Origin of the sequence: Mycobacterium liflandii (genome assembly GCF_022354805.1) — a bacterium.
Lineage (GTDB): Bacteria > Actinomycetota > Actinomycetes > Mycobacteriales > Mycobacteriaceae > Mycobacterium > Mycobacterium marinum.
Map to the genome: position 1 here is coordinate 2,588,522 of NZ_CP023138.1, position 23,500 is coordinate 2,612,021.

Genomic DNA, 23,500 nt, shown 5'->3' on the forward strand with positions numbered 1-23,500 from the left:
GGGATGGTGCTCACAGGTTCTATCCTCGCTTCCGCCGCATCGCGGCTCCGTGTCGCGCTGCCGCGCGCTGCTGCGCCCGGTCGCGAACAACGTCGACATGTTGGTGGGTCTGCTCATCGCCGGCCAAGTCGAGCTGGCGGATCACGTCGACCGTCAGGTCATGCAACGACGCGCCTTGCAAAATCAGTGTCACCGGCGGCTCCACACCGAAGTCCGCTCGTGCGGTGTTTCGGATACGCACCGCCATCAGAGAGTCCAGACCCAGCTCCGTCAACGGCATGGAGGCATCGACAGCCGACCGGTCAGCGTAGCCCATCACCGCGGCGATGCGCGTGTGCAACCGCTCGGTCACAACTTGACGTGCCTCGGCCGGGTCCATTTCCTTGAGCGCCTCGGGACCAGCCCAGTCGCCGCCGTCGCCGGCCGCGTCGAGTTCTTGGACCACCAGGGTGAAGTAACCGAGGTTGCGGATCTCGGGGAAGGCGATCAGCGCTCGGTCCGAACGCAGCCGCGCAACGCCGGTGCGGCCGCGGTCGGCGGCGAGCAAGGCGTCCAGTGCCACCACGCCTTCGGCCGGAGTGATCGGGTCCAGCGGGGTGCCGACCAGCGCTTGGGCCACACCCACCTCTGACCACGGGCCCCAGTTGATGGTGGCGGCCGGCAAACCGGCCGCCCGGCGCCACGCAACCAGACCGTCCAGCCACGCGCTCGCGCACGCGTACGCGGTCTGGCCGGGGGAGCCCAACAGCGAAGCGGTAGAGGAAAATCCCAGCCACCAGTCGAGTTCGCGAGTCGCGGTTGCGTCGTGCAGTCGCAGCGCGCCGGCGGCCTTGGGGGCCCACACTCGTTCGAGGCTGTCCTTGGTCATCGAGAACAGCAGGCTGTCGTCGATGACCGCCGCTCCGTGCACGATGCCGCGCAGCTGGCGCTGCTGGTCCTCGGCCGCGGCAACCAGACTTTCCGCCACGCCTTCGGTGGCCGAATCGCCGCAGACCACGACCACCTCTGCCCGGCTTTCCAGCTCGGCCAGAACTTTGCGCTGCTCATCGGAGGGTTCGCTGCGGCCGTTGAGAACCACGCGGCCCGCGCCGCTGTCCACCAGCCATCGGGCGACAACCAAGCCGAGACCACCGAGACCGCCGGTGACGATATAGGACGCTCCCGGGCGAATGACCGGGTCGCGCTGCGGTTCGGGGTCGAGGATCGCGCGGCACAGCTGGGTGACGTATCGGTGCCCATCTCGCCAAGCGACAACGTCGTCGTAGTTCGGGTCGTCACGCGGCGAACTGAGTTCGCCGGCCAACCTCGTTACCGAATCCGCACCCGTGTCCAGGTCCACGAGGGTGGCGCGCAGTTCGGGGTGCTCGTAGGCGAGCACCCGCACCAGACCCTGCAACGCACCGATCGCGGGGCGGCCCGGCTCGTCGTGAACCACGAGGCCGCCTTCGGTGACCAACCACAGCCGCGGTGCCCGCCCATGCCAGGTGCCGACGATCGCGCGAACGACCGTCGAGATCTGCCAGACGGTATCGCGGGACTGGATCAGGCCGTCATAGCTGATGCGGCCGTCGTCGGCAGCGCCGGAGTTGTTCCCCGCGCCCCCAACGAAAACGACGACACCGACGGGAAGCCGCTCGGGATCGCCCGCGGTTTCGGCGAACGCGGCGAGCATGGCGGCTTCATCGCCTAGGTCTGCGGTGATCACCCGGCGTTGCGGCGAACTCCACCGCGCGACGAACTCGTCGGCGTTGGACTTGGCGTCGGTGAGCACCAGCCAACTGCCGGGAGCATCGGGTTGGTCTGCGCCGGCGATGGATTTCTCCACCCACTCGGTGTCGAAGATCTTCTGCGCCAACGGCAGCGGCACACTGCGGCGCTCGACGCGGCGCAGGTAGATGTCGTTGATCTCGACGGTCACATTTCCCGCGTCGTCGGTCAGGGTGATTCGGCCCAGCTTCCCGGCGCCGCCGTCGTTGAGGTTTGTCAGCTGGGCCCGGCAGCGAGCATGCCGGCCGGGGTTGCTGTACACCCGCAACGTCTCGAACGACACCGGCAGATAACTGGCTTCGGCCGACCCGGCGAACTCGTCGTTGGGGACGGCGGCCGCCAGACTTTGCAGAGCCGCATCCAGCATTGCTGGGTGGATGCGATAGCCCTGGTGCCTGGGCGCCTCGTCAGAAAGGGTGATCTCGGTTTCCACGGATCCGTCTGGCCGTCGGAGAATGCGAGTCAGGGCGGCAAACGCCGGACCATGGTTCTGGCCGGCTTGGCGCAGCAGGGCGTACAGGTCGGCCGGTTTGATGTCGGTCTCGTCCTGACGTGACGTGCGTTCTTCCAGCACCGGGGCCGCGCTCGGCGTGGACGTTTCGGCCTTGGCCACGGCATGCCGGCGCCAGCCGCTGGCGGAGCGGGAATAGATCTCGATGCGCGTCTTGTCGTCGGCCCGTCGAGTCAACTGCGTTGTGACCTGAGTGTGCTCGTCCAGATCGAGCATCTGTTCGATCTCGAGCTGGTTGATCGAGAGGGCATCGACCGGCAGATCGAAAGCCTCGCTGGCCGCCGCCAACGCGATCTCGGCGAAACCCGCCGCCGGCATGATGGCCTGACCGAACACCTTGTGGTCGCCGAGCCAGGGGCAAGCCTTGGTTCCGACGTCGGCCTGCCAGACGTGGTCGTGGCCAGAGGGAACCTCGATGTGCACGCCGAGCAACGGGTGGGCGGCCACCAATTCAGATATCCCGGACCGATCCTCGACCCAGAATTGGGTGTGCTGCCAGGGCGTCACCGGGATGTCGGCGAGTTGACCAGTGACAGCGTCGGCGGGCTTTTTGCCGACCGCCGCCAGGTTCGTGTGGAAGGTGATGGCGTCGTCTCCGTCGCGTTGCAAGGTGGCGGTTATCAGTCGGGTTCGGCTCTCGGCTGCGGCCAACGTGTCGGTGATGGCATGCGTCAGCAGCGGGTGGGGGCTGATCTCGACAAAGGTGTGATGTTGCGCGCCGGCGGTGGTGATGGCCTGGTGGAACCGCACCGGATTGCGCAGGTTGGCCGCCCAGTAGTCGGCGTCGAGCACCGGCTGAGGCTGCTCGCAGGTGGTCGTGATCATCGGGATGGCGGGCGGCTGGGGAGTCAAATCCGCTAGCGCGCTTCGCAAGTCGGGCAGGATTGGATCGATGATGGGGTGATGCGAGGCGACATCGACCTCGATCCGTCGGGCTAGCCGATTCTGGCCGGCCACCGCGGCGATCACGGCGTCCACCGACTCGGGCGGGCCGGCCACCACCGACTGGTGCGGCGAGGCGTGCACGGCCAGTGTCACCTGCGGATAGTCGGCTATCAGAGCCTCGGCGGCATCGGAGTCGAGTTCCAACAGGGCCATCGCGCCCTGGCCGGCCAGCCGCGCCATCAGTCGCGAGCGGGTGGCGATGACTTTGAACCCGTCCGCCGGTGTCAAAGCCCCGGCTACCACGGCGGCGGACACCTCGCCCATCGAGTGGCCCACCACCGCGTCGGGTGTCACGCCGTGGGAGCGCCACAGTGCGGTCAGCGCCAGTTGGATACCCACCAGCACCGGCTGGATGCGGTCGATGCCGACCACCTCGCGGCCCTCGGTAAGGGTCTGCTGCAGCGAAAAACCGGCCTGGGCAACGAAATCGGGCTCCAGCTCGGCGATGGCTGCGGCGAATGACGGCTCGTCGGCCAACAACTGCCTGCCCATGCCAACCCACTGCGAGCCCTGTCCGGAGTACACGAACACGGTGCCCGGCTGGTTTTGGACGTCCTGGCAGCCCAGGACTCCGGGGCCAGGCTGGCCGGCGGCCAGTGCCCGCAGCCCCTCGACCGCGCCGGCTCGATCACGCGCAACCACGGCGCCGAACTTGCCATGGCGGGCCCGATGATGGTTGAGCGTGTGTGCCACATCGGCCAGCGGCGTCTGGGCCCCCGGTCCGTCCACCCAGTCGGCCAAGGCGGACGCCATCGCGGCCACCCGCTGCGGCGTCTTGCCCGAGACGACCAACGCCGACAACCCGGAACGGGGCTGATCCGCCGGCGCGGGCGCCGGGGGCTGCTCGAGCACCACGTGCGCATTCGTCCCGCTCAGGCCGAACGAGGAAACGGCCGCCCTGCGCAGGCCGGCGGGCCATTGCGCGCCCTGCGTGGGCACGAACAGCCGGGTTGACGATGCGTCGATGGCCGGATTCCAGCGGGAAAAGTGCAGATTGGGCGGAATGTATCCGTGCGCCACCGCCAGCGTCGCCTTGATGAAACTGGTAATCCCGGCGGCCGCCTCGAGGTGACCGAGGTTGGTCTTCACCGACCCCAGGGCGCACGAGTCCGCACCCTTGTCTTTGCCAAGGCCATAGGTGGCCGCGAGCGCCTCGAATTCAATGGGATCGCCCAACACCGTTCCAGTGCCGTGGGTCTCGACATAGTTGACGCTGTCGGCGGTCGCATCGGCCAGCTTCAACGCCGTGCCGATCACATCACGCTGCGCTGCCGCGTTCGGCGCGGTCATGCCGTTGGATCGACCGTCTTGGTTGATCGCCGAGCCCCGGACCACTGCCAGCACGCGGTCGCCATCGCGGACGGCGTCGACCAACCGCTTGAGCACCACGACCCCGCAGCCTTCACTGCGGACGAACCCGTCGGCCAAGGCGTCGAAGGTTTTACACCGGCCGGTCGGTGACAGGGCGGACCACTTGGACAGCGCGATGCTGGTGAACGGTGACAGCATGAGCTGAACCCCACCCGCGAGCGCCACGTCGCTTTCGCGCAATCGCAGGCTCTGGCAAGCCAAGTGCAGCGCCACCAGAGACGACGAACACGCGGTGTCCACGGCCACGGCTGGGCCGCGCAGTCCCAACAGATAGGAAATCCGCCCCACCGCGGCACTGTGCGGATTGCCGGTGCTGATGTACGCGTCGATCTCGGCGCGACGCTCGAGGTTCACGATCGTGTAGTCCCACGCCGACAACCCCATCACCGCCGCGGTTCGGGTGCCGCTCAGCGGATCCGGTGGCAGGCCGGCATGCTCGAGGGCTTCCCAGGCAACTTCGAGCAGCACCCGCTGCTGGGGGTCCATTGCCACGGCCTCGCGCGGGGTGATGCCGAAGAAGTCGGCGTCGAACCCGGCGACGTCGTCGATGAATCCGCCCCATTTCGTCGTCATCCGCCCCGGTGCCCGCGGATCGGGGTCATAGAACGCGTCCGCGTCCCATCGATCGGCCGGCACCTCGTCGACGGCGTCCCTGCCGTCTACCAGCAGCTGCCAAAAGCTGTCCGGCCCCGAGACATTCCCCGGCAACCGGCAACCGATCCCAATCACTGCCACCGGCTCGGCGATATCCGTCGGGAACGCCGTTCCCGCCCGCACAAGTTCACGCGCGAGGACCTCGCGCGCCTTCGGTGACATCTGTGCCGCGCGTTCGGCAAGACTTGTCATTACTCGCTGCTCCCCGTTGCCGTTTCCAGCTCGCTTGCTGCCACGAGGTCGGACAGCAATTCCATTTCTTCGTCCGACAATGCCGCCTCCGCGTCGCGCGTCTGCTCGACATCGGCTAGCTGCGCATAGCCAAGGCGTTCGCACAACGCGCCGGCAAGATCGGTGATGGTCGGGTATGCCCAGACCAAAGCCGCCGGCAACGTGGTGCCCAGGCTCGCTTCGAGCCTGTTGCGCAACTCGAGGGCCATCAGCGAGTCCAGACCGAGGGACTCCATCGGCCGGTCGACGTCGATCGGCTCGGTTGAGCGCAGCACCGCCCGGATCTCGCCGGCGATCGCGGCCGCGAGCCGGGCGGGACGCTCGGCGGCGGCCGCACCCTCCAAGGCATCCAATTCCGCTCGGATCGCGCCGCCAGCACGGCGCTCCGGCGTGGTCGACTCCTGCAGCTTCGAGAACAGCGACGAACCCGCTGCGGCCGGGAAGGATTGGAACCACTGCCGGGCGTCGAGAATGAACACACCGGTGCGTGCCCGGTCTGCCGATAGCACCAGCTGCATTGCCGCCAGTCCCTGCTCGACGGTGATCATCGAGACACCGAGATCGGCGAAGAACTGGGCGCGGCCGACTTCGGCCCACGGGCCCCAGTTGATTCCCACGGCGGGCAGTCCGAGCGAACGGCGATAGGCGACCAGGCCGTCGACGAACGAGTTCGCGGCGGCGTAGGAACCCTGACCGGGCGCCCCAAGCAGCGAAGCCACCGACGAGAAGGTCAGCCACCAATCGAGGTCGAGGTCGGCGGTGGCCTCGTGCAGCCGCCAGCTACCGGCGACTTTCGGAGTGAACACCCGGCGCGCGGCCGATTCCGACATGTTCAAGACAATCTCGTCGTCGAGCACCATCGCGCTGTGCAGGACTCCGGCCAGCCGGAAGCCGCTGTTCTGCACCGTCTGCACCAGCCGTTCGGCGGTGCCGGGCTCGGCGATGTCGCCGGTGACGACCTCGATCCGGGTGCCACCGGAGCTCAGATCCGCGATGGCCGCCCGAACGTCGTCGCTGGGCTCCGAACGTCCGTTCAGCACAATCAAACCCGCGCCCTGCTCGGCCAGCCACCGCGCGACCACGAAACCCAAACCGCCCATGCCGCCCACGATGAGGTAGCCGCCCTCCGGGCTGACCAACGGCTCCGGTGGGGGCGAGGCGATCGCCTCGACAGTGCCGCCATCGGGGATCGAGATGACGATCTTGCCGGTGTGCTTGCCGGAGGCCATGAGCCGAAATCCGTCGGCCGCATCGCGCAGACCGAATTCGGTGACCGGAAGCACTTCCAGCGTGCCATCGGCCACATGCTCGAGAATTTCCTGCAGAAGTTCGCGGTACTTGGCCGGCTGCAGCTTCAGATTCAGGTCAAGGTCCACCACCGAGAACGACGCGCTCTTCGCCAATGCGGCCAATCCCAGGTTGGCGTTGGCGTGGACGTCCTTCTTGCCCAGTTCGATAAACCGGCCGCCAGGGGCCAGTATCTGCACGCCGCGCTGAATCGCCTCGCCGGCCAGCGAGTTGAGAACGATGTCGACACCGTAGCCGTCTGTGAGCTCCAGAATTTCGTCGGCGAAGTCGACGGTGCGCGAGTCGCCGACGTAGTCGACGCCCAGGCTGGACAGCATTTCGCGTTTGGCATCCGAGCCGGCCGTCGTGTAGATGCGCGCGCCGATCATCTTCGCGATCGACACCGCTGCCATTCCGACCCCGCCGGTGGCGGAGTGGATCAGCACGCGTTCGCCGGGGGACAGCCGCCCGACCTCGCACAACGAGTGCCACGCGGTGAGATAGGCGATGCCGAAGGTGGCCGCCTCGTTATCGGGCAACGTGTCGGGGATCGGGACGACGAGATCGGCAATCGTGCCCAGATGCGATCCGAATGTGCCTGGGCCGAAGGCGATCACGCGCTGCCCGATCTCGAGTGAGTCGACGTCGTCGCCGATGGCAGTCACGTAGCCGACACACTCGCCGCCGATCACCGGAGCCGCACCGTCGAGTCCCGGGTAGACGCCCATCGCCTTGAGCACATCGCTGAAGTTGAGCCCGGCGGCGGCGACACGAACCTCCACCTGATCGCCTTGAGGCCGGCATCGTTTCACCTGATGCACGGTCAGCGAGTCCAGCCGTCCGGGTTGATCGGTCCGCAGCTGTACCGCCCCGCCGGCGTCCAGATTTACCACGGTGCGGCGAGATTCGAGTTCGAGATCCCCGGTGCCAACCGTCGGTGCGGCCACCAGTCGGTGGACAAAGCGTTGTCCGTCCCGAAGCGAGATTTCGTCGTCGTCCGTGCCGGCCAGCAACTCTTGGGTCAGGGCGGCAAGTGAGCCCTCGCCGTCGCCCTCGATGTCGACGAGGGTGGTCTTGAGTTCCGGGTGCTCGAAGGTGAGCACGCGCGCGATTCCTCGAAGCTGTGTCTGTGCCAGGGTGACCTCGTCGGCCGGACTCAGCTGTTGTGCGCCCCGGGTGACGATCCACAGTCGTGGGCTGTTCCGGGCCCCCATCCGCGTCACGGTCTGTGCCACGTCGGCGATCATCAGCGTGCGCTGCTGGGTCAGGTCCAGTTGAGCGTCCTGCGGCAGGGCCTCATCGACGGCTCGTGGCGGACAGACCACGACGATGTCCTGCCACCGGGCATCGGTTCGGGTGATGGCCGCGCGCAGCTTGGCTGCGTCGGCCGGTGACACCACGTCCAGCTCGGCGGCGCTGCCGGTCAGCGACGTCTGCAGGGCCGGCAACAGCCGGTCGTCGGCGCCGAGGTCACCGATCAACAACACGGCACCGGGTGTGGCGGCGGTTTGGTCGAGGGGTTTTGGCTCCCATTCCAGAGTGAACAGGCGGCTGGTGAGTTCGGTCGGGCTGGCGCTGGACCCCAGCACCGCCATCTCTACCTCGTCGATGACCAGCAGCGGCTGGCCATCGGGATCAACCAGGGTCACTCGGCCCACGAGGCGGTCCGGGCGATCGGTGGCGGCGAGCGAGCCGATCGCGCGGACTCCCTCGGCGATGTCGCCGTACACGTGGATACCCGCGAAACGTATTGGCAGCACCAGGGTGTGGCCAGAATCCTGCTGTTCGGCGAGTTCGAGGGCCATCCGGGTGGCCCCGAGGGTCTGCACCGCGATATCCATCATCACCGGGTGTAGCGCGAAGCCGCGGTAACCGATCCTGGCCGAAGAGGGGAGCCGGACGTCCGCACGGGCGGCACCCGACTCGGTGACGGCGAGGCCGACGATTCCGCGAAACGCGGGTCCGTGCTGTTGCCCGGCGCCGCGGAGCCGCTGATAGAGCTGCTCCGGGTCGAGTTCGTCGGTTGGGGCGCCCGCTTCCTCGACCGCCGGTCGCGGTGCGTCGCTATCGGAGGCGTCGTGGCGCGCGAGTGTCGCGGAGGCGTGCTTGACCCACCCCGAGGCGCCGCTTTGGGTGCTGATCTCGATCCGGCAGGTGTGCTCGTCCCCGGTGAGGGTGGTGACAAGTTTGGTGCCGTCGGTGACGTGGAGCAGTTGATGGAGGCTCAGTTCACGAATCACCCAGGGCTGATGCGCGTTTGAGGCCACCGAACCGTCCGGGCCGGCTGGGTCTGCCGAACCCTGGTCGCCTTCAGCGTCTTTGAAGGTGTCCATCGCTGCTGCCAGCGCGACCTCGGCGTAGGCCGACCCCGGCAGCACGCAAAGGTCGTCGATGACGTGATCTCCGAGCCACAGCAGATCCGGGCCTAGCTGGGATTCCCATACCCGGGTGCCATTGGTGGGATCGGTGACACCGATGCCGAGCAGTGGGTGGGATCCGGTCGCATAGCGAGACGCGGTCGTGCTGGAAATCCAGTGCTGGCCGTGTTGCCAGGGGGTGGTGGGTAGCACCGGGTGCGGTTCGGCAGGGTGCGGCGTCTGGGGGCCGCGGGTGGTGTGGGTCGCGTTGAAGTTGGTGTGGAACGTCAGGGTGTCATGCGCATCGCGCTGCAGGGTGCCGATGCTCAGATAACTCGCACCGGAATCGGTTTCGCCTTGGGCGCTGTCCTGGCTTGCGGCCAGCGTCTCGCTGATGGCGTGTGTCAACAGCGGGTGTGCGCTGATCTCGATGAAGGTGTGGTGGGCGGTGTCGGCACCGTTGAAGGCATGGGTGATGGCCTGCTGGAAGCGCACCGGGTTGCGCATGTTGGTGGCCCAGTGCTCGGCGTCGAAGGCCGGGCGACTTTCCAGATCCTCATAGGTGGTTGAGATGATCGGAATGGAGGGCGGCCGTGGGGTGAGGTCGGCCAACTCGGACCGCATCAGGGGCTGCAGGGCATCCATCGCCGGGTTGTGTGGGGCCACTTCGATATTGACCCGGCCGGCGAAGCGGTTCTGCGCGCGTACCTGCTCGATGAGTTCGTCGATCATCTGGGGCGGGCCCGCGATGACGGTTTGGCGTGGCGAGGCGTAGATGGCCAACGTGACCTCGGGGTAGCCAGCGATCAGTGCCTCGGTAGCCGTGGCGTCCAGTTCGAGCATCGCCATGGTGCCCTGGCCCGACAGCGGTGCCATCAGCCGGGACCGGGTCGCGGTCACCCGCAGGCCCTCGGCCGGCGTCAAGGCGCCGGCCACCACCGCGGCGGCCACTTCACCCATGGAATGGCCGATCACCAGATCGGGTGTAACCCCGTAGTGGCGCCACAGCGCGGTGAGCGCCAACTGCATCCCGATCAGACCCAGCTGGATCTGTTCGATGCCTTCCAGTTCTTTTCCGTCGGCGATCACGTCGTGGAGCGAAAACCCGGCCTCGGCCAGGAACACCGGTTCCAGTTCGGCGATCGCCGCGGCGAATGCGGGTTCGTCGGCGAGAAGTTGGCGGCCCATTCCGGCCCACTGCGACCCGCGACCCGAGTACACGAACACGGTGCCGGGCCCGAGCGGCTTCTCGGGGCAGCCGACTACGCCGGTGGCCGGCTCGCCGGCGGCCAGCGCACGCAACCCCGTGATGGCTTGCTCGCGGTCGACGGCGGCCACCGTGGCAAATTTGGGTTGGCGGGCGCGGTGATGGTTGAGCGTGTGGGCCACATCGCTCAGTGGCACCTCGCTACCGGGGCCTTCCATCCAATCGGCCAGCGCAGCGGCCGTTGCGGCCACCCGCTGCGCCGTCTTACCCGACACCACCAGCGTCGACACCGCCGGAGCAGCGTCTCGCGGCACCGGCGCCGGATCCGGGGCCTGCTCGATCACCACGTGCGCATTGGTCCCGCTGACACCGAACGACGACACGCCGGCCCGGCGCGGTTGATCGGTGGCCGGCCATTCCATTTCCTCGGTGGCAATGGTCAGCCGCGACACGCCTTCACTGGCGTGGGGAGTGAGCTGGCGGAAGTTCAAGTTGCGTGGAATACGGCCGTGTCCGACGGCCAGCACCGACTTCATGAATCCGGCGATCCCGGCCGCGGCCTCCAGGTGGCCGAGGTTGGTCTTGACCGCGCCGAGCACCAGCGGCTCGCGGCCCTCCCGATCGGCGAAAACCTTACTCAGCGAGTCGAGTTCGATCGGGTCGCCGAGGGGAGTGCCGGTTCCGTGCGCCTCGATGTAGTCGATGTCGGCCGGCGTCAACTTGGCCGAATCGAGCGCCTGCGCCAGCAGCGCTTGCTGGGCCGGGCCGTTGGGAACCGTCACGCCACTGCTGGCGCCGTCCTGGTTGACCGCCGAACCGCGCACCACGGCGAGGATCCGATTGCCGTCGCGCTGCGCGTCGGACAACCGCTTGAGCACCACCACGCCAGCGCCTTCGCTGCGTACGTACCCGTCGGCGTCCGCGTCGAAGGTCTTGCATTGACCCTCCGGCGACAGCATGCCCCACCGGGAGCAGGCGATGCTGGTTCCGGGGCTGAGCAACAGGTTGATCCCGCCGACCAAGGCCATGTCGGTTTCGCGCCAGCGCAGGCTTTGGCAGGCCAGGTGGATGGCCACCAACGACGACGAGCACGCCGTGTCCAGGACCATGGCGGGACCTCGGGCCCCGAGCAGATAGGCGGTTCGTCCGGCAGCGAAGTTCGCCGAGTTCCCGGTGAGCAGGTAGGCGTCCAGTTCTTCGGCTCGCACGGCGCCCGACATCATCAGCATGTAGTCATAGGCCGTTACGCCGACGAAAACCCCGGTCTGGGTGCCGCGAATGGTCTGCGGCGGGATTCCCGCGTTTTCCAGGGCTTCCCAGGCAATTTCGAGGAACAACCGTTGTTGCGGGTCCATCGCCGCCGCCTCGCGCGGCGGGATGGAGAAGAACTCCGCATCGAATTCGCTCGGCTCCCATGTCGAGAGGAAGCCGCCTTCGCGATTACAGATCGTTCCCGCAAGGGTGTGGTCGTCGGTGTAGAGGGCGTCGGCGTCCCACCGCTGGGAGGGAACCCGGACGATGCCGCTGCGGCCTTCGTGCAGCAAGTCCCAAAACTGTTCCGGGTTGTTGACTCCACCAGGGAATCGGCACCCCATGCCAACCACTGCGATTGGCTCGGTGCCCGCCTTTTCGGCGATTTCCAGGCGTGCGCTGAGTTCATCGATCTTGCGCAGCGCATCGGTTATGACCGCTCTGCGGTCCGGTGTCGCGGTCATCAGGTTCCTCGCAGCCTCTGCGAAAGCTGTTCCAATAGTTCGGCTTCGGTCAGTTCGTCGTAAACATCGGCTGTCGACTCATCGTCGGTCTCCAGCTCGGGCAGGATAGTCGCCAGATAGTCGGTAAGGCTGTAAACGGTCGGGTAGTCGAAAACCACCGACGGTGGCAGGAACTCGCCGAGGCTGTCCGACAGCGCCCGCTGCAGCGTCACGCTCATCAATGAGTCCATCCCGAGCTGGAAGAAGCCCGTGGAGGGATCCAGCGATTCGCCCGCATGTAAACCCATCACGTTGGCGGCAAGCATTGCCACCTGGTCGTGCAGCATGTCGTGGCGACGCTCCGGTGCACAGTTGCGCAGGGCGACACGGAATTCGCTTTCCAGCACCGTCGTCTCGTCCGAGACCGGCAGCACATCATCGACGATGCGCAGCGACCCGCGGGTTCGGTAGGCGGCGGCCAGCAGCGGCCAATCCGCCGCCACGACTACCGAATGCACTCCGGCGGCTTGGCTCATCACCAGCGGCAATGCGCCGATGGCGACGTCGTCCTGCATGGGCACCAACCCGGAGCCGAGGCTGACCTGGCTGGCATCGTGCTCGGCGTCGGCGAGGGACTTCCACAGGCCCCAGTTGACCGTGGTGGCCGGCAACCCCATCACCCGGCGCGCGTAGGCCAGTGCGTCGAGGTAGCCGCTGGTGGCGGTGTAGTGGGCTAGCCAGCGTGAGCCGATCAGGCCGGAGATGGAGGAGAACAAGACGAAGTGACGCACCGGGACCTTCAGCGACAACCGGTGCAGCAGGGCCGCGGCGTCGAGTTTGGGCGCAAACATGGCCGTCACGTCGTCGTTTGTCATCTCGGTGAGCAGCACGGGCTGGCCCGCGAAGGCGGCCAGATAGATGCCTTCCAGCGGTGGCAAGTCGGCACCGAACCGGTCGAACAACGCGGTCATCGCGGCTTCGTCGGTGGCATCAGCGGCCGCGATGACGAGGTTAACCCCTTCTGCGGCAAGGCTTTCAGCCAACTTCTGCAGCCGCTGAGCGGGATTGCGCGATACGGCGACGATGGTCTTGGCGCCCATCTCGGCGAGCTGGTTGATGAGGTGCGGCCCGATGTTACCGGTGGCGCCGATCACCAATTGGCTAGCGCCGGCATCCAGCGCGACCGGTTGCGCGGCGAGGGAGTGTCTGCGCAACCGGGGAACGTGGCGCACCCCCGACCGGTAGACCACCTGGTCCTCCGAGTCGGTGGCGTCGGCTTCGTCCAACACCTGGCGCGCGACCACCTGGGCCGGCACCGAGTTGTCGAAATCGATTATTGCGCGCCAGATTTCGGGGTGCTCGAGGGTGATGGTGCGGCCCAGGCCCCACAGCACGCCATGGCTGGGGTTCGCGGGATCGCCTTCGGCGATCGGCTGGGCGTTGCGGGTGGCGATGAGCAACTTGGCCGGTGAGCCGTTGGCGATCATCGCAGTGGCGAGGCGGCGCGCCTGGTGGAACAGCTGGTAGGCCTCTGCGACATCGAGCAGGTCGGCGGGGACCGGCGGCGCGTAGAGCACGTAGTCGACATCGCTGAGCGCCCGGGCCAACGCGGCCGGCTCGCTATCGCTGTCCAGCACGTCCGCGCCACGGCCCAGTTCGGCGGCCAGGTCGGCATTGCCCAGCACCAGCCACCGGCCGTGGACCGCGGTCTGCGCACTCGGCGTGTCCGGCAAGGACTGCGCCGCCCACACAACCTTGTGGGACCACTCGTCGAGGAGGCTGCCGCTCTCCGGTGACCAGCGGGTATCCAACGCGGCCCCGGTACCGTCTCGAGACTCCGACCGCGACAGCGCGGGTGAACTCGAGGCCGCGTTGTCGATCCAGTGGCGGGTGTGGTGCCAGGGTGTGGTGGGGATTTGGGGGTGTGGTTCGGGGGGGTGGGGGGTTTGGGGTGGGGCGGTGCGCACGGTGTTGAGGTTGGTGCGAAAGACGATGGTGTCGTCGCTGTCGCGTTGCAGGGTCCCCAGGCTGGTGTATTTACTTCCGGGCTGCACGGTGTGCAGGGTTTCCAGGATCGCTTGGGTCAACAGCGGGTGTGCGCTGATTTCGATGAAGTTGTGCTTGTCGGTTGCCGCTGCGGTGATGGCTTGTTGGAAGTGCACTGGGTTGCGCATGTTGATGGCCCAGTGCTCGGCGTCGAAGGTCGGGCCGGATTCGCGGGCGGCGCCCAGGTCCGCGTAGGTGGTGGAGATGATCGGGATTGTTGGGGTCCGCGGCGCCAGATCCGCTAGTTCCGAACGCATCTGGGGTTGCAGCGCGTCCATGGCGGGGTTGTGCGGGGCCACTTCGATGTTGACTCGGGTGGCGAAACGGTCGCGGGCGCGTACGACGGTGATCAACTCGTCGATCTGGTCGGTGGGCCCGGAGATCACGGTCTGGCGTGGCGAGTTGTAGATGCCCAGCGTGACCTGTGGGTAGTCGGCGATCAGCGCCTCGGTCTGGGACGCGTCGAGCTCCAGGAGGGCCATACCGCCTTGTCCGGACAGTGGGGCCATCAGCCGCGAGCGCACGGCGGTCACCCGCAATCCTTCGGCGGGGGTCAGTGCTCCGGCGACCACGGCGGCGGCGACCTCGCCCATGGAGTGGCCGATGACCAGGTCGGGCTGGATTCCGTAGGAACGCCACAGCTCGGTGAGGGTGAGCTGCATGCCGATCAGACCTAGCTGGATCTGTTCGATGCCGACTAGTTCTGTTCCGTTGGCCAGGACGTCGTGCAGGGAGAACCCGGCTTCGGCCAGGAATACCGGTTCCAGTTCGGCGACGGCTGCGGCGAAGGCGGGTTCGTCGGCCAGCAGTTGGCGGCCCATTCCGGCCCACTGCGATCCGCGGCCGGAGTAGACGAACACAGTGCCCGGCTCGGGCGGGGCGTCGGCTGGATTGACCACGCCGGGGGCGTGTTGGTTGGCGGCCAGCGCGCGTAGTCCGGCCACCGCTTGGGCGCGTTCCCGGGCGACCACGGTGCCGAACCTGGCCTGCCGGGAACGGTGATGGTTGAGCGTGTGGGCCACATCGGCCAGCGCCACCTCGGCGCCCGGGCCCTCCATCCAATCGGCCAGCATCCCGGCCGTCGCAGCCACCCGCGCCGGCGTCTTACCCGCCACCACCAGCGTCGTGACCTCATCGTCGGTGCCGCGCCGGCCGGCTGGCGACAGTTCCGGACCCTGCTCGACGATTGCATGCGCATTCGTCCCGCCCAGGCCGAAGGAGGAAACCGCCGCCCGTCGTGGACCCGAATCTGACGGCCAAGCAATGTTGTCGAGCGGAACGAAAAGCCGCGTCGATGCCGCGTCGATGGCCGGATTCCATTGTGAGAAGTGCAGGTTCGGGGGGATTTGGCCGTGTTGTACGGCCAGTACCGCCTTGATGAACCCGGCCACGCCGGATGCGGCCTCGAGGTGACCGATGTTGGTCTTGACGGCTCCCAGTGCGCACGAGTCGCCATCCTGGCCTTTGATGAGGCCATAGGTGGCCGCCAGCGCCTCGAACTCGATCGGGTCCCCGAGTTGGGTTCCGGTGCCGTGGGTCTCCACGTAGTGCACACTCTCCGGCGCGACATCGGCCGAGCGCAACGCGTCGGCGATCACATCGCACTGGGCGGCCGTGTTCGGTGCCGTGATGCCGTTGGAGCGCCCGTCCTGGTTGACCGCGGAACCGCGCACCACCGCCAGTATCTGATTCTGGTCACGTAGCGCGTCGGTAAGACGCTTGAGCACCACAACCCCGGCGCCTTCACCACGTACGAACCCGTCGGCGGCCGCATCGAAGGTGGCGCACCGGCCTTCCGGTGAGAGCAGGCCCCACGCCGAGATAGCGATCTGGGTCTCCGGGCGCAGGGTCGCGCTGACCCCGCCCGCCAGTGCCAGATCGGTTTCGCGCAGGCGCAGGCTCTGGCACGCCAGGTGGATCGCCGACAAGGACGACGAGCAGGCCGTGTCGATTGCCGCGGCCGGGCCACGCAGCCCCAGCAGGTAGGAGATCCGCCCGGCGGTAATGCTGTGCGAGTTGCCGGTTCCGGTGTAGGCGTCCACGTCTTCGCGGCTGGACGCCAACATGGATTGGTACTCGTTGAAGTAGACGCCCATCATGACCGCGGTTCGCGTGCCGGCGAGGGATTCCGTTGGAATGCCCGCATGTTCGAGGGCTTCCCAGGTGACCTCGAGCAGCATCCGCTGTTGCGGGTCCATCGACGCCGCTTCGCGCGGGGTGATGCCGAAGAATTCGGCGTCGAATCCGGCGATGTCTGCTACGAAGGCGCCCCACTTGGTGGTCATGTGCCCGGGCGTCAACGGGTCGGGGTGGTAATAGTCGTCCGCGTCCCAGCGCTCCGCGGGAATCCCCGAGATGGCGTTGCCGCCTTCGACCAACAGGTCCCAGAAGCTGTCGGGGCCCGTCACGTTCCCCGGAAAACGGCAGCCGATACCCACGACCGCCACGGGCTCTGCCGTGGTGGTGCGTGAGGCCCGGGAGAACTCCTCGGACAGGGCAGCACGCTGCTGAGCCGTCATACTCGAGATGCGGCTGTACACAGATCGCATTACCCAGGGCCCTCCGGGAGCAGTGAAGACGACTCGATGCGGTCGAACAGGCTGTCCAATGTGCTTCCCGCTGAAGCGGACAATTCGGCCATCTGGTCGTTACTTGAATTATCTTGTGGCGCAACACGGTTAGCGAGATAGCTGGCAAGTGATGCGACAGTCGGGTGATTGAACAGCATGGTTGCCGACAACTCGATACCCACGAACATCTCGGCCTCGCGCCGAATCGCCATCGCCATCAGGGAATTGAGCCCCAGTTCGGCAAGCGGCCGGTCGGTTTCCAGATCTGACTCCGAAACCCGCAGCTCGCGGGCGACTATCCTGCGTAGCCCCGCTTCAAACTCGGTGCGCACTTCCTGCGCCGACAGGTGCGACCAATCTCGCGCCGGAATCGTCGAAGCCTCCGCAAAATCGCGCAGCAGGTCGTCAACGATGTGCAGGGACCCGCGGGTTCGGTAGGCGGCGGCCAGCAGCGGCCAATCCGCTTCGACCACAACGGAATGCACTCCGGCGGCTGGGTTCATCAGCAGCGGCAGTGTGCCGATGGCGACCTCGTCCTGCATCGGCAGTAGTCCGGATCCCACGCTGACCTGGCTGGCGTCGTGCTCGGCGTCCGCGAGGGACTTCCACAGGCCCCAGTTGACCGTGGTGGCCGGCAACCCCAGGGCGTGGCGTGCGTAGGCCAGTGCGTCGAGGTAGCCGCTGGTGGCGGTGTAGTGGGCGAGCCAGCGTGAGCCGATCAAGCCGGAGATGGAGGAGAACAAGACGAAGTGGCGCGCCGGGACCTTCAGCGACAACCGGTGCAGCAGGGCCGCGGCGTCGAGTTTGGGTGCAAACATGGCGCGCACGTCGGCATCGGTCATTTCGTTGAGCAGGACCGGTCCGCCGGCAAAGGCCGCCAGATAGATGCCTTCCAGCGGTGGCAAGTCGGCACCGAACCGGTCGAACAGCGCTGTCATCGCTGCTTCGTCGGTGGCATCAGCAGCTTCGATGACGAGGTTGGTCCCTTCTGAGGCAAGACTTTCAGCCAGTTCTTGGAGTCGCTGTCCGGGATTGCGCGACACCGCGACAACGGTCTTGGCGCCCATCTGCGCCAGCTGGCGGATCAAGTACGGGCCGATGTTACCAGTCGCGCCGATGACGAGTTGACTGCTGTTGGGGTCCAGCGTCACCGGCGCCACGGCAGGCGCCGTGCGGCGCTGCAAGCGGGGCACGTGGCGACCGCCACACCGGTAAACGACCTGGTCTTCGCCATCGGTGCCGGTGACTTCGCCCAGTATCTTCGGCGCCGCCAGCTCGGCCGGCATCGATTCGTCCAAATCGATAATGCCGCGCCAAATTTCGGGGTGCTCCAGGGCGATGGTGCGGCCCAGGCCCCACAGCACTCCGTGCGCGGGGTTGGCGCGATCGCCCTCGGCGATCGGCTGCGCGTTGCGGGTAACGAGCAACAGTTTGGCCGTCAAAGACGCCTTGGTCATCACCGTGACCAGGCGGCGCACCTGGTGGAAGAGCTGGTAGGCCGCGTTGACGTCGAGGGACTTTCCTGCGGGTGGGGCGTAGACCACATGCTCGACGCCGGCAAGCGCCGCGAGCAGCTCGCTCTCCTCGGTCAGCGCGGACGGGTCGATGACGTCGACGCGTGTTTGTGCGCCGGCGGCCAGGCCCAGCTCGGCACCGAGCTCTGCGTCCGCGAACACCAGCCACCGGGTACCGCTTGCGGTCTCGGTGCTTGCCTTGGCATCAGCCAACGGCTTGGTGGGCCAGCCCACCCGGTAGTGGCAGGAGTCAACCGCATCGTCGGAGTCGCCCGACACCGAGGGCTCGCTGGACCCAGCGGCGTCCTTGTCCGGGGTTGATGCCGATCGGCTGGCGACTGCTGGGGTGTCGATCCAGTGGTGGGTGTGGTGCCAGGGTGTGGTGGGGATTTGGGGGTGTGGTTCGGGGGGTGGGGGGTTTGGGGTGGGGCGGTGCGCACGGTGTTGAGGTTGGTGCGAAAGACGATGGTGTCGTCGCTGTCGCGTTGCAGGGTCCCCAGGCTGGTGTATTTACTTCCGGGCTGCACGGTGTGCAGGGTTTCCAGGATCGCTTGGGTCAACAGCGGGTGTGCGCTGATTTCGATGAAGTTGTGCTTGTCGGTTGCCGCTGCGGTGATGGCTTGTTGGAAGTGCACTGGGTTGCGCATGTTGATGGCCCAGTGCTCGGCGTCGAAGGTCGGGCCGGATTCGCGGGCGGCGCCCAGGTCCGCGTAGGTGGTGGAGATGATCGGGATTGTTGGGGTCCGCGGCGCCAGATCCGCTAGTTCCGAACGCATCTGGGGTTGCAGCGCGTCCATGGCGGGGTTGTGCGGGGCCACTTCGATGTTGACTCGGGTGGCGAAACGGTCGCGGGCGCGTACGACGGTGATCAACTCGTCGATCTGGTCGGTGGGCCCGGAGATCACGGTCTGGCGTGGCGAGTTGTAGATGCCCAGCGTGACCTGTGGGTAGTCGGCGATCAGCGCCTCGGTCTGGGACGCGTCGAGCTCCAGGAGGGCCATACCGCCTTGTCCGGACAGTGGGGCCATCAGCCGCGAGCGCACGGCGGTCACCCGCAATCCTTCGGCGGGGGTCAGTGCTCCGGCGACCACGGCGGCGGCGACCTCGCCCATGGAGTGGCCGATGACCAGGTCGGGCTGGATTCCGTAGGAACGCCACAGCTCGGTGAGGGTGAGCTGCATGCCGATCAGACCTAGCTGGATCTGTTCGATGCCGACTAGTTCTGTTCCGTTGGCCAGGACGTCGTGCAGGGAGAACCCGGCTTCGGCCAGGAATACCGGTTCCAGTTCGGCGACGGCTGCGGCGAAGGCGGGTTCGTCGGCCAGCAGTTGGCGGCCCATTCCGGCCCACTGCGATCCGCGGCCGGAGTAGACGAACACGGTGCCCGGCTCGGGCGGGGTGTCGGCTGGATTGACCACGCCGGGGGCGTGTTGGTTGGCGGCCAGCGCGCGTAGTCCGGCCACCGCTTGGGCGCGTTCCCGGGCGACCACGGTGCCGAACCTGGCCTGCCGGGAACGGTGATGGTTGAGCGTGTGGGCCACATCGGCCAGCGCCACCTCGGCGCCCGGGCCCTCCATCCAATCGGCCAGCATCCCGGCCGTCGCAGCCACCCGCGCCGGCGTCTTACCCGCCACCACCAGCGTCGACAGCGCCGGGGTCAAGCCCGCCTCGGGCGAGGAAGCCGCTTCTTGACCCTGCTCGATCACCACGTGGGCGTTGGTGCCGCCGAATCCGAATGACGACACGCCGGCCCGCCGCGGATGACCCGTGTCCGGCCAATCAGTCAGTTCGTCAACGACCTTCATCCGCAGGTCGGCGAAGGCAATGTGTGGGTTGGGGCTCTCGAAACGCTGGTTGGGCGGAATCCGGCCATGCTGCACCGCCAGCACCGCCTTGATGAAACCGGCGATTCCGGCCGCTGCCTCGGTGTGGCCGAGGTTGGTCTTGACGGCGCCGATGAGCAGCGGAGATTCCTCGGGACGACCGCGGCCCAGCACCGAGCCCAGGGCGCGCGCCTCGATCGGGTCGCCCAGCAATGTTCCGGTCCCGTGCGCTTCGACGTAGTCGACCTCGCTGGGCTGCATCCCCGCGTTCGTGTAGGCCGCACGGAGCACGGCCTGCTGCGCGGCCGGGTTGGGAGCCATCAGACCGTTGGAGCGACCGTCCTGGTTGATCGCCGAACCGCAGATCACTGCGAGCACTCGATCGCCGTCTTGCTGCGCATCGGTCAACCGCTTGAGCACCACCACCCCGGCACCTTCACCACGGACGAAACCGTCGGCGGCCGCGTCGAAGGCGCGACAGTTGCCGGTTGGCGACAATGCGCCGACCTGATCGAATCCGCGAAACACCGCCGGAGACAACAGCAAATTCACCCCGGCGGCGATCGCCAGGTTCGAGTCCTGCATGCGAAGGCTCTGGCAGGCGAGATGAATCGCCACCAACGACGACGAGCAAGCGGTGTCAACTGCCACCGAAGGGCCACGCAGGTCAAGGAAGTAGGAGAGGCGGTTGGCGATGATGCTCATCGCGCCGCCGGTGTTGCTCCAGCCATCGACTTGAGTGAGGTCGGTGGAAGCGATGGCGCCGTATTCACTCAGACATGAGCCGGCGAACACCCCGGTTTGCGAACGGCGCAGCGAGCTCGGCGGAATTCCCGCGTGCTCCAACGCTTCCCACGCCACCTCCAGCAGCAGGCGTTGCTGCGGGTCCATCTTGTCGGCCTCGCTGGCGGAGATCTCGAAGAAATCCGCGTCGAAGGCATCGATGTCGGTCAGGTACGAGCCCCACCGGGTGGTGCGGGCCAGCAGCGCTTTTACCGCGGGCGATCCGTCGTCGAATTGCGCCCACCGTTCGTCGGGAACCCGACCGATCGAGGACTTGCGGTCACAGAGGAACTGCCACAACGCTTCCGGTCCGGATATCCCGCCCGGAAACCGGCACCCCATGCCGACAACGGCGATGGGCTCCTCGAGTGAGCCGCGCACGGTGCGGCTCACTGCGGCTTCGGCCCCCGTGCTGGGCTCGGGCGCGGTCAGGTATGCGGCCAGGTCATTGATGGTCGGATGTTCCCAGAAGTCGATCGGGGAGACGGTCCTGCCCAGCAACTCGGTCAACTCGCCCGACAGCACAACGGCGTCACGGGAACTCACGCCGAGGTCAGCCAGCGAAAGGTTGGGGTCGACCTCATCGGGTGGGCAGCCGATGTTGGTGACCAGGTAATCGACGAGCCAGTGGCGGAGGTCGGCTTCTCCACCGATGCTCGGTGTCATACCGTCACGTCCAGCCGATTGAATCCGTCGCTGCGATAGCGTTCGACGCAGGCCGCACGCCGGATCTTTCCGCTGGTGGTGATCGGGATCGAGCCGGGCGGTACCAGCACGACGTCGGCCACCCGCAGACTGTGTGACTTCGAGATCGCCGAAGTGATCTCGCGCTTCACCGAGCGGAGCTTGACCATGGCTTCCTCCGCGGAAGCCCCCCGTCGCTTCAGCTCGATGATCGCCACCAGTTGCTCGGTGATGTTGTCCGGCACGGCAATGGCCGCCACGCGCCCGCCGGTGATTTCCTGGATCGTCGCTTCGATGTCGTCGGGGTAGTGGTTGCGGCCGTCCACGATCACGAGGTCCTTGATCCGGCCCATGATGAACAGTTCGCCATTGGACATGACGCCCAAGTCTCCGGTGCGCAGCCACGGCCCCTCAGGTGTTCCGGGCGCGGGATTGACGATCCGTGCGTTGAACGTGCGGTCGCTCTGCTCGGGCTTCTGCCAGTACCCCATGGCCACGTGCTCGCCATGCGCCCAGATCTCACCGACCGTCCCCGATGGGTTCTCGATCATGGTCTCGGGGTTGACGATTCGCACGGCCGACGGGTCGGGCGAGCCGTAGCTGATGAGTTCGGTGCCGACCGATCCGTCAGCCCGGCACGGCCTGGCGTGGCCGGCGGTCAGGGACTCGTAGTCGAACCGGACCGTCCTGGGGGTGGTGCCGGGTTCCGGTGCGGCCACGTAGAGGGTTGCCTCGGCGAGGCCGTAGGACGGCCGCACCGCAGCGGGGCTGAGGTTGAAGGGAGTGAAACGCTCGGTGAACCGCTTGATCGTTGCCACGTGAATGCGCTCACTGCCGCTGACGATCCCGAGCACATCACCCAGGTCGAGTCCGGCCAAGTCCTCGTCGGTCGTCCTGCGCACCGCCAATTCGAAGGCAAAGTTCGGCGCCGCGGAAAAGCATTTGGGATGGCTGGCCAGCAACTGCATCCAACGGGCCGGCCGGCGCAGGAACGACATCGGGCTCAACAAGACGGCGGTGCAACCGGTCACCAACGGGGCGCAAATTCCGAGGATGAGTCCCATGTCGTGAAACAGTGGCAGCCATGAGACCACGGTGGTGTCCGCGGGGAACTTGTCGGGACCGCCGAAGTACCCGTACAGGCTCTGCGTCACGTTCGCGATGACATTCTCGTGCGAGACGATGACGCCAGCCGGGGTGCGGGTCGACCCGGACGTGTACTGCAGATACGCGGACCCGGAGGCGGGCTGTGGGAGAGCTTGCTGCGGGTGCGGGGTGTCCAGGTCGAGCAGGTCGACCTCGATGACCGGCGGAGCGGGCTGTCCGTCTTGTGAGCTGGCGTATTTTGTTACGTCGCCTACCACGGCCGAGGTCGTGAGAATGGCGACCGGTTGGGAATCCCGCAGTACCGCGGATACACGTTCGTCATGAACGCCGTACTCCGGTGTGGAAAGTGGGACCCCGATAAATCCGGCCTGTAGTGCCCCGAGGAACGCGACAATGTATTCCAGCCCCTGCGGCGCCAAAATTGCTACTCGGTCACCCGGAACGCCATACATTGTGAGTTCGTCAGCAACGACGCAGGCACGCGCATGAACCTGCGACCAAGTCAACGTCTCGGCAAAGCCGTTGGGGTCTAAGTCGTAGTCCAGAAAAGTAAAGGCAGTCTCGTTGGGCCGCTGGTCGGCCTGCTCCTTCAGCAAAGAAGGGATGGAACGGTCGGTCACCGGCATCGCACTACACTCCCATTCGGCTGTCTGCTCAATTATGTGTTGCGGAAGCTGTGAACCCGCTTGCGATCGCACAGCGAGACTTCGCAGCGCTGTCTAACCGCGCTGGTCCGCATTGACCAGGCCGCTCTGTTGCTGCCGCAGTTTTGCACCTCGCAAAGCACGCCTGCGTGGCACCAGCAGTCGGCCCTAGACTAAACCCAGTTCCCCGAATAACGAATCCCTAGCTGTAGGGTATGCGCCTTCGGAGACAGGTGCGGGCGGTATTCGGAAAATCTGGTCGCTGCTTGCGACGCCCGCAGATCGCACTATCTAGTATCCCAGCG

5 protein-coding genes and 1 pseudogene are annotated in these 23,500 nt (G+C 66.7%); all 6 read right to left on the reverse strand.

All coding sequences use genetic code 11. The annotated features are described in order from the left end of the window. Nucleotides 1-19 precede the first annotated feature (19 nt). Nucleotides 20-5,440, reverse strand: coding sequence for a type I polyketide synthase (locus CKW46_RS11720; RefSeq protein WP_117436004.1), 5,421 nt, complete (start codon nucleotides 5,438-5,440; stop codon nucleotides 20-22). Next, nucleotides 5,440-12,045 (reverse strand): type I polyketide synthase, encoded by a 6,606-nt coding sequence (locus CKW46_RS11725; protein WP_117436005.1) that lies wholly within the window; start codon nucleotides 12,043-12,045, stop codon nucleotides 5,440-5,442. Before CKW46_RS11725 ends, CKW46_RS11720 begins: the two co-directional genes overlap by 1 nt. After that, complete coding sequence (locus CKW46_RS11730) at nucleotides 12,045-16,619, reverse strand: type I polyketide synthase (RefSeq protein ID WP_482053175.1); 4,575 nt, start codon at nucleotides 16,617-16,619, stop codon at nucleotides 12,045-12,047. Before CKW46_RS11730 ends, CKW46_RS11725 begins: the two co-directional genes overlap by 1 nt. Further along, nucleotides 16,619-18,433 carry a beta-ketoacyl reductase gene (locus tag CKW46_RS11735; RefSeq protein WP_499019144.1) on the reverse strand — a complete coding sequence of 605 codons (1,815 nt, stop codon included), beginning with the start codon at nucleotides 18,431-18,433 and terminating at the stop codon, nucleotides 16,619-16,621. Before CKW46_RS11735 ends, CKW46_RS11730 begins: the two co-directional genes overlap by 1 nt. Then, nucleotides 18,319-21,426: pseudogene (locus CKW46_RS11740) on the reverse strand (type I polyketide synthase); the annotation flags it as partial. The pseudogene CKW46_RS11740 and the gene CKW46_RS11735, both read right to left, overlap by 115 nt. Beyond that, a complete protein-coding gene (gene fadD26 / locus CKW46_RS11745; RefSeq protein ID WP_015355169.1) occupies nucleotides 21,423-23,177 on the reverse strand; it encodes a long-chain-fatty-acid--AMP ligase FAAL26/FadD26 in 1,755 nt (584 codons plus the stop codon). The pseudogene CKW46_RS11740 and the gene fadD26, both read right to left, overlap by 4 nt. Between the last annotated feature and the right edge of the window lie 323 nt (nucleotides 23,178-23,500).